The organism is Streptomyces sp. NPDC057002 (assembly GCF_042673825.1).
GTDB lineage: Bacteria > Actinomycetota > Actinomycetes > Streptomycetales > Streptomycetaceae > Streptomyces.
In genome coordinates this window covers 499,081-512,522 of the sequence record NZ_JBHURZ010000005.1, presented here as the reverse complement: position 1 = coordinate 512,522, position 13,442 = coordinate 499,081, and the positions used below count along the sequence as shown (strand labels likewise).

Here is a 13,442-nt window from a genome sequence, read left to right as displayed (position 1 = left end):
AAAGAGAAAAAGCGGAGGGGCGCCCGGCAGACCACCGGGCGCCCCACACGACGGCTGACGACGCCTACTGCGCCGCCGCGTCCGCCTGCTGGGCGCGCAGGGCGCGTTCCACGCCCGCGCGGGACTCCGAGACCAGGCGCCTGAGGGCCGCGTTCGGGGCGGCGGCGGTCAGCCAGGCGTCCGTCTTGTCCAGGGTCTCCTGGGAGACCTGGACCGTCGGGTAGAGGCCGACGGCGATCTGCTGGGCCATCTCGTGGGAGCGGGACTCCCAGATGTCCTTGACCGCCTCGAAGTACCGGTCCGCGTACGGGGCGAGCACCTCACGCTGGTCGGTCTGGACGAAACCGCCGATGACCGCCTCCTGCACGGCGTTCGGCAGCTTGTCGGAGTCGACGACCGACGCCCACGCCTCAGCCTTGGCCTCCTCGGTCGGGCGGGACGCCCGGGCCGTGGCGGCGTGCCGTTCACCGGCGGCCGTGCGGTCACGGTCGTACTCGCTCGCGATCTCCGCCTCGTCGAACCGGCCGACCGCCGCGAGCCGCTGCACGAACGACCACCGCAGCTCCGTGTCGACGACCAGGCCCTCGACGGTCTGCGAGCCGTCCAGCAGCGCGTCCAGCACGTCCAGCTGCTCGGGCGTCCGGGCCGTCGCGGCGAACGCGCGTGCCCACGCCAGCTGGTGGTCGCTGCCCGGCGCCGCCGCCCGCAGATGGGCCAGCGTCGCGTCGGTCCAGCGGGCCAGCAGCGCCTCGCGTCCGGCCGGGTCGGCGTACAGGTCGATGGCCAGCTTCACCTGGCGCTGCAGCGACTGCACGACGCCGATGTCCGACTCCTTGCCGATGCCGGACAGCACCAGGGCCAGGTAGTCACGGGTCGCGAGCTCGGCGTCGCGGGTCATGTCCCAGGCCGACGCCCAGCACAGGGCGCGGGGCAGGGACGACTCGAAGTCGCCGAGGTGTTCCGTGACGACGGCCAGGGACTGCTCGTCCAGGCGGACCTTCGCGTACGACAGGTCGTCGTCGTTGAGCAGGATCACGGCCGGGCGGCGCTTGCCCACCAGCTGCGGCACGGCCGTCAGCTCGCCGTCCACGTCCAGCTCGATGCGCTCCTCGCGGACCAGCTTGCCGCTCGCGTCGTCGAGCTCGTACAGGCCGACGGCGATCCGGTGCGGCCGCAGGGTCGGCTCGCCCTTCGCGCCCGCGGGCAGGGCCGGGGCCTCCTGGCTGATGGCGAAGGACGTGACGACACCCTCCGCGTCCGTCTCGATCCGCGGACGCAGGACGTTGATGCCGGCCGTCTGCAGCCACGCCTTCGACCACGCCTTCAGATCACGCCCCGAGGTCTCCTCCAGGGAGCCCAGCAGATCGGACAGGCGCGTGTTGCCGAACGCGTGCGCCTTGAAGTACGCCTGCACGCCACGGAAGAACTCGTCCTCGCCGACGTACGCGACGAGCTGCTTCAGGACGGAAGCCCCCTTCGCGTAGGTGATGCCGTCGAAGTTGACGAGCACGTCGTCCAGGTCGTTGATCTCGGCCATGATCGGGTGCGTCGACGGCAGCTGGTCCTGGCGGTACGCCCACGTCTTCATGGAGTTGGCGAACGTGGTCCAGGACTGCGGCCAGCGCGACTCGGGGTGGGCGGCCTGGCAGGCGATCGACGTGTACGTGGCGAACGACTCGTTCAGCCACAGGTCGTTCCACCACTCCATCGTCACGAGGTCGCCGAACCACATGTGGGCCAGCTCGTGCAGGATGGTCTCCGCGCGCACCTCGTACGCCGCGTCCGTCACCTTCGACCGGAACACGTACTGGTCGCGGATGGTCACCGCGCCCGCGTTCTCCATCGCGCCCGCGTTGAACTCCGGCACGAACAGCTGGTCGTACTTCTTGAACGGGTACGTGTAGTCGAACTTCTCCTGGAACCACTCGAAGCCCTGCCGGGTCACCTCGAAGATGGCGTCCGAGTCGAGGTACTCGGCGAGCGAGGGACGGCAGTAGATGCCGAGCGGGACGGACTGGCCGTCCTTCTCGTACACGCTGTGCACGGAGTGGTACGGGCCGACGATCAGCGCCGTGATGTACGACGAGATGCGCGGCGTCGGCTCGAACACCCAGACGTTGTCCTGGGGCTCCGGAGTGGGCGAGTTGGAGATGACGGTCCAGCCCTCCGGCGCCCTCACGGTGAACTGGAAGGTCGCCTTGAGGTCCGGCTGCTCGAAGCTCGCGAACACCCGGCGGGCGTCCGGAACCTCGAACTGGGTGTAGAGATAGGCCTGGTCGTCGACCGGGTCGACGAACCGGTGCAGACCCTCACCGGTGTTGGTGTACGCGCAGTCGGCGACCACCCGGAGGATGTTGCGGCCCTGGAGCAGGCCGGACAGGGCGATCCGGGAGTCCGCGAAGACCTCGGCGGGGTCGAGGGAGTCCCCGTTCAGGGTCACCTCATGCACGGCCGGGGCGACGAGGTCGATGAACGACTCGGCACCGTTCTCGGCGGTCACATCGAAACGCACCGTGGTCACGGACCGGTAGGTGCCGCCCTGCTGCGCGCCGGAGAGATCGAGTTCGATCTCGTACGAGTCAACGGCGAGCAGCTGCGCCCGCTGCTGCGCCTCTTCGCGGGTCAGGTTTGTGCCAGGCACGCGGTCATCTCCTCGTTATGGGTGGGTTGCGCCATCTTTCCACGGCAGCTTCGCATCGGGCGACGACCGGGGCGTCTTCGAGGGATACCCCTCTAGTGGCGAGGGTGCGGGCGCGCGAACTGCCGTCCCGCCGCCCTCTCCCCGTCCCGGTGCGGCAGCAAACCGGCGGCGGTACGAGCCGGGCGCCACGGGGGAGGGCGACGTCCGGAATCCGCCGGTGCTCCGGGCCCGCGCGAGCGAGCCTGAGGAGTATGACGACGACCTACAGCGCACTGCCCATCACCCCGCGCGCCCTGAAGGACCTCCGCACAACCGACGACGCGGGCCGCCCCACCGTCCCGTTCACCACCGCGGAGGGCGGCTCACCGCTCCGCTGCTGTCTGCGCCACGCCGGACCGGGCGAACGCATCGCCCTGGTCTCGTACGCCCCGCTGCGCCGCTGGGCGTCGGAGCGGGACGTCGACCCGGGCGCCTACGACGAACAGGGCCCGGTCTTCATCCACGCAGAGGAGTGCTCGGGGCCGGACGCCGGCGCCCTGCCCTTCACCAACAGCCACCGCACGGTGCGCCGCTACTCCGCCGAGGGCCGCATCCTGGGCGGGCGGCTGGTCGTCGGGGACCCTGCCGCCTTCGAGGAGGCCGTCACGGAAGCATTCGACGACCCGGCCGTGGCGCTCGTCCACGTCCGGGCCGTCGAGTACGGCTGCTTCTACTACGAGGTGCGCAGGGACTAGCCCTTCAGCTCCGCCGCCACCAGCTCCGCGATCTGGATCGCGTTCAGGGCCGCGCCCTTGCGGAGGTTGTCGTTGGAGAGGAAGAGGGCCAGGCCGTTGTCCACCGTCTCGTCGCGGCGGATGCGGCCGACGTAGGAGGGGTCCTGGCCGGCGGCCTGGAGGGGGGTGGGGATGTCGGTGACGACGACGCCCGGGGCGTCCGCCAGCAGCTCCGTCGCCCGCTCGGGGGAGATCGGCCGGGCGAAGCGGGCGTTGACCTGGAGGGAGTGGCCGGAGAAGACCGGGACGCGCACGCAGGTGCCGGAGACCTTCAGCTCGGGGATCTCCAGGATCTTGCGGGACTCGTTGCGGAGCTTCTGCTCCTCGTCGGTCTCGTTCAGGCCGTCGTCGACGATGTTGCCCGCGAGCGGCAGCACGTTGAAGGCGATGGGGCGCTTGTAGACGCCCGGCTCGGGGAAGTCGACCGCTTCGCCGTCGTGGGTGAGCTTGTCGGCGTCGGCGACGACCTTCTGCGTCTGGCCGTGCAGCTCGGCCACGCCCGCGAGACCGGAGCCGGAGACCGCCTGGTACGTGGCGACGACCAGGGCTTCCAGGCCCGCCTCGGCGTGCAGCGGACGCAGGACCGGCATCGCGGCCATCGTCGTGCAGTTCGGGTTGGCGATGATGCCCTTGGGGCGGTCCTTGATCGCGTGCGGGTTCACCTCGGAGACGACCAGGGGCACCTCCGGGTGCTTGCGCCACGCGGAGGAGTTGTCGATCACGACGGCGCCCTGGGAGGCGACCTTTTCGGCCAGCGCCTTGGACGTGGCACCGCCCGCGGAGAACAGCACGATGTCCAGGCCGGTGTAGTCGGCGGTCGCCGCGTCCTCCACCGTCACGCCGTCCAGCTCAGAGCCCGCCGAACGGGCCGAGGCGAACAGGCGCAGCTCGGTGACCGGGAAGTTCCGCTCCTTGAGGATCCTGCGCATGACCGTGCCCACCTGTCCGGTGGCTCCGACGATTCCGACCCTCACGGTGACTCCCTCTCGTGCGTCTCTTCACATGCTCGTTGCTTGGCCGAGGCTTTTCCATCATGCGGCCGACCACGGCCCACCTGTCCACTTCTTTCCCCGGGCCGTCCGGTGAGTGGGACGACGTGTCCCACTCTTTGGTTGCGGACCTACGGTGCCAGCCGCTCTGAGCTGGAGAAATTCGCTCGACAGGGGTCGTGCGCCGCAAGCTCACCTGCCCCTCCCTCACTCCGCCACACGGGAGTGTGACGTATACCTCTGTGGTCCTTCCGGAAATCCTTCGGAGGACGACCGAACGTTCCGGGCCGGGCCGGCGTCGTAGGAGAAACACGGCGAGGGGGGTGGATGTGCTGCTGCGCGGAAGGGCCCGGCGCGGCCGGGAGACGCACGCCGGCGGTGATCCGCGGAGCGAGGCCGATCCGCTGGACGCGGCGCAGGAGCGCCGGGTGCGGGCGGTGCTCGCGCTGGGCGGGGTGCCGCAGGCGGACCTGCCGGACGGGGTGCAGCAGGTCCGCCTGCGGTTGCTGGAGCGGGCCGCCAGCGGGCGGGATGCGCCGCGGGACGTCTCGGCGTGGGCGGCGGTCGTCGCCTCCAACCTGGCCATGGACTGGCACCGGGCCAAGCGCCGCCAGGAGCGGCTCGGGGAGCGGCTGGCCGCCCTGCGCCAGCCGGCGCATCCCTCCGGCGAGGACAGCAGCGTGCTGTCGGTCGCCGTCGCGCAGGGCCTGGACGAGCTGCCCGACGCCCAGCGCCAGGTCGTCGTCCTGCGCTTCTACGCCGATCTGCCGGTGCGGTCCATCGCCGAGCAGCTCGGCGTCCCGGAGGGCACGGTCAAGAGCAGGCTGCACACGGCGGTACGGGCCCTGCGCGCCCGCCTGCACGAGGACGAGGTGGTGTGACGTGACCGCCCGGAACGAGAACAACGAGAACGATGCCGCCCGGCGTGACAGCAGTGACAGCAGTGTCGGTTGCGGCGGCGGCGAGTACGACGGCATGGACGCGCTGATGGCGGCGATCGTCGGCGACCCCGTGCCGGAGGGCGCCCGGCAGGACGCCGGTTACCTGGCGGCCCACCGAGCGGCCGTGGCCGATGTCGCCCTGCTGCGGGAGCAGCTCACCCTGATGGGGGACACGCTGGCGCACGGCGACGGCCCGAGGGCCGAGCATGCCGCCGGGCCGGGGACGGCCGCCGATCCGTCCGTGACGGTGCTGCCCGTGAGGTCGCGGGGGGCCGCGCCGCGGCGCAACCGTCCCCGGCCCCTGTCCATGGCCCTGCGCGGGCTCGCCGCCGCCGCGGCGGCCGCCGTCGTCGTGGGCATGGGCTGGCTCGTCGTGCAGGGCGGTGCCGGTGCCGGGGACGACTCGGCGGGAAGCTCGGCCGCCGATTCCGCGGCGAGGCCGCAGGACGGCGGCGGTGACGCCAAGCTCGGCCACGCCGGCTATCTCGCCTGTGCCCGGCTCGTCGTCGAGGGCACCGTCGCCGAGGTCGAACCGGTCCCCGGCACCGGACAGGACCGCGTCACCCTCGACGTGGAGCGCTCCTACAAGCCCGCCGAGAGCGAGGAGCGGGTCGTCTTCCCGATGGCGGAGGACGTCGCCCCCCGGCTGCGGACGGGCGACCACGTCCTCGTCGGGATCACACGCGGGCAGGCCGAGCCGGACCTGTGGAGCGTCGGGGAGAAGGAGATCGCCCGCGAACGGGCCTGGATCACCGCCGCTCTGCCCGAGTCGCGCACGATCCCCTGCCCGTAGCGGCGCATGAAGAAGGGCGGGCGCCCGTACGGACGCCCGCCCCACAGAGACTGTCGGCCGGAGTTACGGCACGACCTTCTCGATCTTCACACTGCCCAGGCCCGCGACCGTGCCGCGCGCGTTGACCAGCTGGACCTGCCCGAAGAACTCACGCCCCTCGGGAGCGGCCGCCGCGGCGGTGACGCTGCCCGAGACCGTGGCCGACGCGCCCGTGCCGAGCTTCACCGGCGCCGAGCCGTCGACGCCGACGCTGCCGAGGGACGGGGAGAAGAACACGTCCTGGTAGTCGTAGGCGGTGGTGCCGGCCGGCACCGAGTAGCCGACGACCTCGACGGTGTACTTCCCGGCGGCCGGCGACGGCACGGAGACCGACTCCTCCGAGTCGCCGTCGGCGGAGCTGCCGACCTGCGTGCCGGCGGCGTTGTAGACCACGAGGTCCAGGTCAGCGGCCGTGTCCGAGACACCGCCGATGGCGACGTCCAGGGACTTCGCGCCCGCGGGCACCTCGACCGTCGTGGTCTGCGTCTCGCCCTGCTTGATCGACGGACGGGTCGTCTTCGCCGAGCCGAGCGGGCCGCCCACCAGCTTGCCCTCGAGCGCGGCGAATCCGTTCGTCACCTTCCAGGAGGCGGCGGCCGGGGTGCCGACCTTCGCCTCGGGCACGGTCACGGTCTCCGGGTCGAAGGCCGCGCCGAGCACGGCGACGTCCAGCTTGTACGGGTTGTCGAGCAGCGGCGACGTACGGCGCGACTCGACCTCGATCTCCCACACGCCCGGCTGCGGGTTCGCGTACGAACGCAGGTCGGGGCGGCAGGTGTTGGCCGGGTTGGCGTAGTTCGGGTAGCAGTTGACCGTCGACGTCGGGTCGGACGGGACGCCGTAGGGGTGGATGGAGATGAACCGGGTCTGGCTCTTGTCCTTCAGCCCGCTCATCGCGACCTCGAGCGTCTTCGCGCCCTCGGGCACGGTGACGTAGTAGTGCCGCGAGCTGTTGCGCTGCACCGAGTCGGAGGCGGAGAAGGTGTACTTCAGCGGGGCCGAGACGACGACCGTGCTCAGGACCTGCCTGTCGATGCCCTCGGTCTTCGGGTCGTCGACCTCGAGGATCGCGCTCTTGATACCGGCGGACTTCGGCGCGGCCTGGACCTTGACGGTCACCGGCTGGTTCAGCGGCAGCTTCACCTCGTCGGAGCCGACGATGCGGAAGGTGCCGCCCGCGTTGTTCTCGAAGTGCAGCTCGTGCCGGATCGCCTTGTCGGCGCCGGACGTACGGGTGACGGTGACCTCGTAGGTCTTCTTCTGACCGGCCTTCAGGCCGCCCTCACGGTCGTAGAGGCCCGTGCCGAAGCCCGGGGTCTTCAGGAACTGGTCGATCGCGGTGTCGACCGGGGCCTTGACCGTGTACGCGTGCGAGGTGGCGTCGTCGCGGATCGAGTCCCAGGCGTCCTCGATGTTCATGAGGCCCGCGCCCTCCTCGTACGCCTGCACACCCTTGATGTGGTCGGCGGTCGAGGTGAGGGCCGTGCGCAGGGTCGCCGGCGTGAGGTCGATCTTCTTCTGCTTCGCGGCCGACAGCAGCAGCGCGGCGGCGCCGGCGGCCTGCGGGGAGGCCATCGAGGTGCCCTGGAGCATGCCGTAGCCGGCCGGCAGGGTGTAGCCCGACTCGGCGACCGGGGCGCCCGGCATCCAGGTCTGGATGGTGTTGATCGCGGCACCCGGGGCGACCAGGGTCGGGGTGAAGCCGCCGTCCTCACGCGGGCCGCGCGAGGAGAACGGCATCAGCGCGTACTTCTTCTCCACGACCGAGCCGTAGTTGGCGGCCCAGGTCTCCTTGGAGACGGACGCGCCGACCGAGATGACCTTCTCGGCCAGGGCCGGGTCGCCGATGGTGTTGGTGCCGGGGCCGGAGTTGCCCGCGGAGATCACCAGCTGGACGCCGTACTCGTCGATCAGGCGCGTGTACAGCTCGGCGCGCGCGTTGTTGCCGTCGTTCAGCGCCGGCAGGCCGCCGATGGACATGTTGACGATGTCGACGCCGCGCTTGGTGACGAGGTCGATCATGCCCTCGGTGAGCGCGACGTTGGTGCAGCCGCCGGACCAGGTGCAGGCGCGCGAGGAGACCAGCTTGGCGCCCGGAGCCGCGCCGTCCATCTTGCCGCCGAACAGGCCGTTCGCGGCGGTGATGCCGGCGACGTGCGTGCCGTGCTCGGACTCGATGACGCCGATGTTGACGAAGTCGGCCTTCGTGCCCGACGCGGTGACGACGTCCTTGCGGATCTCGACGACGAACGGCTGCCGCTCGGCGATGTCGGTGGCCGGGTCGTCGGTGCCGAAGTACCCGGTCTGGAAGCCGTCCTTGTACGGCTTCATCGCGGTGTCGTCACCGAAGTCGTTGTTGTTGTTCAGGTCGACGCGGACCGTGCCGGACGCCGCGTCGTACAGCACGCCCCAGGCGTCGGTGGTGTCGCCGTCCCGGTTGGCGTCGCCCGCCGCGTCGCCGCCGGTGGTGTACGACTCCAGGAAGGTGCTGACCTTGTAGGAGCCCGCCGGGGCGGTCCAGGTCTTGCCGCCGTAGGTGAAGGTGGGCCCGGACACGGAGGTGGTCATCGGGCGCCAGGTGCGGTCGTTGTCGACGACCGGGTCCGTCGCGGTCACCCAGTCGACGATCTTCCGCTCGCCGGTGGTGGTCTTCTGCAGCGCCGGGTGGCCGAGGTCCACGCCGGAGTCCAGGATGCCGATGGTGATGCCGCGGCCGTCCGACTTCGGGTTGTCCTCGACGAAGTCGACCGCGCCCGTCTCGAAGGACGGGTTGTACGGGTTCTCGGCCGGGGTCTTCCTGCCGGGCGCCGGGTAGGTGCCCTTCGCGGCCTCGGCGCCCTTGGCGGCGTCCGCGCTCGGCGTCGGGTCGTCCAGCGGGATCTCCTCGCGCAGGTCGATGCCGTGCACGGAGGAGAGCTTGGCGGCGGCGGCGATGGCCGAGTCCGCCCGGGACGTCGGGAGGGTGGCGCGGACATAGCCCAGCTTGTCGTCGGCCCGGCCCACCGTGCCGCCCTCGACCGCGTCCAGCTGCCCGGCGACCTGCTCGGTCTTCCCGGGCGCGGTGGCGATCATCATCGTGACGGTCTTGTCGCCGTCGGCCTTGGCCTCCGCGAGGAGGTCCGCGTCGTCCGAACCGAGCTTGTCGGGCGCGGACTTGACGTCCGGGTCGGCGGGGGCGGAGGCGCCCGGGCCGTCGGCGGCGAAGGCCAGGGGGATCGGCCCGGCCGCGGAGAGCGCGGCGACGAGACCGGCGGCCACGGCTATCCGCGCCACACGTCTCGGGCCCGATATCGGGTCTCGCTGGGGGGTGAGGGTCATCGGCATCCCTTGTTGGTAAAGGAACGAGCGGGAACGACCAGTACCGATCGGCCCTGGTCGCAACGGTCCGAACGCGAGGCCGGACGATCGCACAGCTTTGCGTAAGGGCACGCTCTTTGGGGACTGTTGACCGAAACGAGATGGATGTATGGGGAAAACCCGCGATGCGTTTTGCGGGCATGAGTCCTGAAGGCGGTGAAATCGGTTAACGTCCCGGAGTGCGAGAGAAGTTGAGGGTGGCGGCCTACGCCGTATGTGTCCGTGACGGACAGATCCTGCTCGCCCGCTCACCCGCCCAGGACGGCACCCCCGAGTGGGTCGTGCCGGGCGGCGGCATGGAGCACGGCGAGGATCCCTACGACACCGTGCGACGGGAGGTGGAGGAGGAGACCGGGTACCGGATAGAAGTGACCGGGCTGCTCGGCGTGGACTCCTCCCACCGCGTCTTCCGCGACGGCTTCGGACGCCCCGTCGACCATCACGGCGTCCGGTTCGTCTACGAGGGCCGCATCACCGGCGGCGAACTGCGCAACGAGGTGGGCGGCTCCACCGACCTCGCCGCCTGGCAGGACCTGGACGCGGTGTCCGGCCTGGTCCGCATCGGGCTGGTCGACACGGCCCTGCGGCTGTGGCGGGAGCGGCCGCCCGGCGGACGGCTCAACGGGGCCCCGGAATAGGTGCAGTACCCCGGAAGATGAACGCCGAGTGACCGACTCCGGGCCGTTCCCGGAGCGGTCGTCGACGCGCAGGGTAGGCCAAGATCCACGTACGGTGATCGGCGCTGCCCGTTGCCGTCGCGTTTACGTACAGGTCATTCCCAGTGCCAACGATCCAGTGTGAGCGGGGTGTTCGAATGACGAACGCCCCGCGACCACTGCCGACGCGTTCGTACTCGGGGAGAGAAGCGCATGTCGCGCACACGCTCAGTCGCAGGATCCGGCCAGGGCATCCACCGTCGTTCCGTCCTCGCCGCCGGCGGCGCGGTCGCCCTCTCCGCTGGTGTCGGCTACGCCCTGCGGCCCAGCGACAGCCAGGCCGCCACGGCCAAGGAGACGACCGAGGCCGTAGCGGCCTCCTCGCGCCAGGCACCGGCCGCGCCGCTGGCCCCCTACACCAAGGGCACCACCCTCGCTTCCGTCGCCACCCCGCGCGGCGGCTCCGGTTACCGGCGCCTGGGCGACGGAGCCGGCTGGCAGCGGGTCGTCCGCTCCGACCTGGCCGCGCCCAAGTCCGGCCGCGCCGGCCGCCGTACCGCGCTCGCGGCGTTCGTGCAGCTCACCGACCTGCACATCATCGACGCCCAGCACCCGCTGCGCCTGGAGTACCTCCGCTCGGCCGACATCCACGCCTGGCGGCCGCACGAGGCGCTGACCGTGCAGGGCGCCATCGCGCTGGTGGAGCGGATCAACGCGCTCCGCGGCGCTCCCGTCACCGGCGCCCCGCTGCACTTCGCCATGACCACCGGCGACAACACGGACAACAACGCCAAGTCCGAGCTGGACTGGTTCCTGAAGATCATGAGCGGTGGGCGCATCACGCCCAACACCGGGGACCCGCGCCAGTACGAGGGCGTCCAGAACAGCGGCCTCAAGCAGTACTGGCAGCCCGACGCCGCGGTCCGCGACAGCGACAAGCAGGTCGGCTTCCCGCAGCTCGACGGCTTCCTGAAGGCCGCCGTCCGGGAGGTCCGCAGCCCCGGCCTCAACCTGCCCTGGTACTCCACGGTCGGCAACCACGACTCCCTGCCGATGGGCTGCTACGCCTCGCACGGCGACCCCTACCTCACCGAACTCGCCGTCGGCGGCAAGAAGCTGATGAACGTGTCCGCGGCCGAGGCACAGCAGTTGCAGGCGCAGATCAAGAAGGCCCGGGACCCCCAGGGCGTCCGCTACCACGACTTCCTCAAGTCCCACGCCCGCTCCATGCGCTCGGTCACCCCGGACGAGAGCCGCGCCCCCTTCACCACCGCCGAGTACCTCCAGGCGCACCTGAACCCGGCCCACCGCGGTGTCGGACCGGCCGGCCACGGCTACTCCTCTTCCAACCTGGACACGGGCACCCAGTACTACGCCTTCCGCGTCTCCGACGACGTCATCGGCATCAGCCTGGACACCACCGACGCGGGCGGCCACTACGAGGGCTCCCTCGGCACGGCCCAGATGAAGTGGCTCGAGAAGACCCTGCGGGAGAACAAGGACTCCCACGCGGTGATCTTCAGCCACCACACCAGCAAGACGATGACGAACCTCCGCAACGACCCGTCCCGGCCGGGCGAGCGCCGGCACAGCGGCCAGGAGGTCCTCGCCCTCCTCGGCGGCCACCGCAACGTGCTGGCCTGGGTGAACGGACACATCCACAAGAACGTCATCACCCCGCACTCGATGTCCGGCGGCGGCACCTTCTGGGAGATCTCCACCGCCTCCCACGTCGACTTCCCCCAGCTGGCCCGGGTCATCGAGCTGACCGACAACAAGGACGGCACGATCTCGCTGTTCACCACGCTGGTGGAGTCCTCGGCCCCGCACCGCACCGACTTCTCCGACCTCTCCCAGACCGGCCTGGCGGCCCTCTACCGCGAGCTGTCCCTCAACGCCCCCGGCGCGAACCCGAATCTCGGCGGCGACCCGGAGGACCGCAACACCGAGCTGGTGCTGAAGAAGGGCTGATTCCCGCTCAACCGTCCGGACCCGCTCAACCCGGGCCGCGGGGCCGCGGTCCCAACCCCTGACACAGCTCGACGTGCCAGGGGGAGACGGGGACATGAGGAGACACTTACGTACGGCCCTGACGGCGGCGACGGCCGTGGCGCTGACGGCGGCCCTGGCCGCCCCGGCGCTCGCGGCCCCGGCGCTCGCGGCCCCTCCGGGCAAGGCGCCCGGCGGCCACGACGCGACCCGGCAGGCGATACGGGCCGCGGTCGCCGAGGGCGTACCCGGGGTGACCGTGACGGTACGGGAGAGGCGGGGCGGCACCTGGGCGACCACCGCCGGTGTGGGCGACCTGAGGACAGGCGAGCCGCGTTCGACCGGGGACCACTACCGCATCGGCAGCGCGAGCAAGACGTTCATCGCCACCGTCCTCCTGCAACTCGAGGCGGAGGGGGAACTCTCGCTCGACGACACGGTGGAGAAGTGGCTGCCGGGTGTGGTGCGCGGAGGCGACCACGACGGCAGGGGCATCACGATCCGTCAGTTGCTGAACCTCACCAGCGGCGTCTACGACCTGCTGGCCGACAAGACATTCCAGCGGACCTACATGCTCAAGGAAGGCTTCTTCCGGCACCGGTTCGACAGGAAGACACCACGGGAACTGGTCGCGATGGCCCTGGCCAACCAGCGGGACTTTAAGCCGGGCACGACGTGGAAGTACTCCAACACCAACTACATCCTGGCCGCGATGGTGATCGAGAAGATCACGGGACACCCGTACGGCGACGCGGTCGAGCAGCGCATCATCGAACCGCTGAACCTGACGGCCACGTCCGTCCCGCGCAACCGGATCACCGTCCCCCGGCCCAGCAGCCGCGCCTACGGCAAGCTGGCGCGCACGACGACCGGCCCGACCTACGACGTCACGGAGTTCCGGCCCTCCTTCGCCTACTCGGGCGAGATCATCTCCGACTCCGCCGACCTGAACACCTTCATCTCGGCGCTCCTGCGCGGCGAAGTGCTCGGGCCGCGGCAGTTGAAGGAGATGAAGACCACGGTCCCCACCACGAAGGAGAAGGAGGGCTACGGCCTCGGCCTGCGCTCGTACGAGCTGACCTGCGGCACGACGGTCTGGGGACACGGCGGCGACATCCACGGCTCCTCCACCATGGCCGTCACCACCGACGACGGCCGCCACTCGCTGGCCGTCAACTTCAACGGGGACTGGGCGGGGGAGACCAAGGCCGTCGTCGAGGCGGAGTACTGCGGCGACCGCTGAGCCGGTCGGGCCTGGCATGAC

General features: G+C 70.8%; 9 protein-coding genes. 6 read left to right on the top strand and 3 right to left on the bottom strand.

The genetic code is table 11. From position 1 onward, the window contains the following. Positions 1-64: 64 nt before the first annotated feature. Positions 65-2,641 carry an aminopeptidase N gene (gene pepN / locus ACFT32_RS26430; protein WP_382493861.1) on the bottom strand — a complete coding sequence of 859 codons (2,577 nt, stop codon included), beginning with the start codon at positions 2,639-2,641 and terminating at the stop codon, positions 65-67. 251 nt (positions 2,642-2,892) lie between these two features. Here pepN and ACFT32_RS26425 point away from each other — a divergent pair, with 251 nt between their 5' ends. Then, entirely contained in the window at positions 2,893-3,375 is a 483-nt protein-coding gene (locus tag ACFT32_RS26425; protein WP_382493859.1) for a DUF1203 domain-containing protein, read from the top strand. On the opposite strand, the gene ACFT32_RS26420 is transcribed toward ACFT32_RS26425, so the two are convergent. Next, positions 3,372-4,388 carry an aspartate-semialdehyde dehydrogenase gene (locus tag ACFT32_RS26420; protein WP_382493856.1) on the bottom strand — a complete coding sequence of 339 codons (1,017 nt, stop codon included), beginning with the start codon at positions 4,386-4,388 and terminating at the stop codon, positions 3,372-3,374. The two genes, ACFT32_RS26425 and ACFT32_RS26420, sit on opposite strands and share 4 nt — an antisense overlap. Positions 4,389-4,735: 347 nt before the next feature. Here ACFT32_RS26420 and ACFT32_RS26415 point away from each other — a divergent pair, with 347 nt between their 5' ends. Continuing rightward, positions 4,736-5,284: a sigma-70 family RNA polymerase sigma factor gene (locus ACFT32_RS26415; RefSeq protein ID WP_382494652.1), complete on the top strand. Its 549-nt coding sequence runs from the start codon at positions 4,736-4,738 to the stop codon at positions 5,282-5,284. Between the two features lies 1 nt (position 5,285). Further along, complete coding sequence (locus ACFT32_RS26410; RefSeq protein ID WP_382493854.1) at positions 5,286-6,137, top strand: hypothetical protein; 852 nt, start codon at positions 5,286-5,288, stop codon at positions 6,135-6,137. Between the two features lie 63 nt (positions 6,138-6,200). Here the strand turns inward: ACFT32_RS26410 and ACFT32_RS26405 are convergent, their stop codons facing one another. Beyond that, positions 6,201-9,494 carry a S8 family serine peptidase gene (locus tag ACFT32_RS26405; RefSeq protein ID WP_382493852.1) on the bottom strand — a complete coding sequence of 1,098 codons (3,294 nt, stop codon included), beginning with the start codon at positions 9,492-9,494 and terminating at the stop codon, positions 6,201-6,203. A gap of 218 nt (positions 9,495-9,712) precedes the next feature. Between ACFT32_RS26405 and ACFT32_RS26400 the strand changes: the two genes are divergently transcribed. The 3 genes from ACFT32_RS26400 to ACFT32_RS26390 all read left to right on the top strand — a co-directional run bounded on the left by ACFT32_RS26400 (position 9,713) and on the right by ACFT32_RS26390 (position 13,421). Further along, a complete protein-coding gene (locus tag ACFT32_RS26400) occupies positions 9,713-10,171 on the top strand; it encodes an NUDIX hydrolase (RefSeq protein ID WP_382493849.1) in 459 nt (152 codons plus the stop codon). A gap of 231 nt (positions 10,172-10,402) precedes the next feature. Further along, complete coding sequence (locus ACFT32_RS26395; RefSeq protein ID WP_382493846.1) at positions 10,403-12,160, top strand: TIGR03767 family metallophosphoesterase; 1,758 nt, start codon at positions 10,403-10,405, stop codon at positions 12,158-12,160. A 94-nt stretch (positions 12,161-12,254) separates the two neighbouring features. Continuing rightward, the gene (locus ACFT32_RS26390; protein WP_382493843.1) at positions 12,255-13,421 is read left to right on the top strand and encodes a serine hydrolase domain-containing protein; all 1,167 of its coding nucleotides are present in this window, start codon (positions 12,255-12,257) and stop codon (positions 13,419-13,421) included. The last annotated feature ends 21 nt before the right edge of the window (positions 13,422-13,442 follow it).

Excerpts from the sequence above, each read along its gene's own strand:
- ACFT32_RS26395 (WP_382493846.1), top strand. The coding sequence starts at position 10,403 with ATGTCGCGCACACGCTCAGTCGCAGGATCCGGCCAGGGCATCCACCGT.
- ACFT32_RS26405 (WP_382493852.1), bottom strand. The coding sequence starts at position 9,494 with ATGACCCTCACCCCCCAGCGAGACCCGATATCGGGCCCGAGACGTGTG.
- ACFT32_RS26425 (WP_382493859.1), top strand. The coding sequence starts at position 2,893 with ATGACGACGACCTACAGCGCACTGCCCATCACCCCGCGCGCCCTGAAG.
- ACFT32_RS26390 (WP_382493843.1), top strand. The coding sequence starts at position 12,255 with ATGAGGAGACACTTACGTACGGCCCTGACGGCGGCGACGGCCGTGGCG.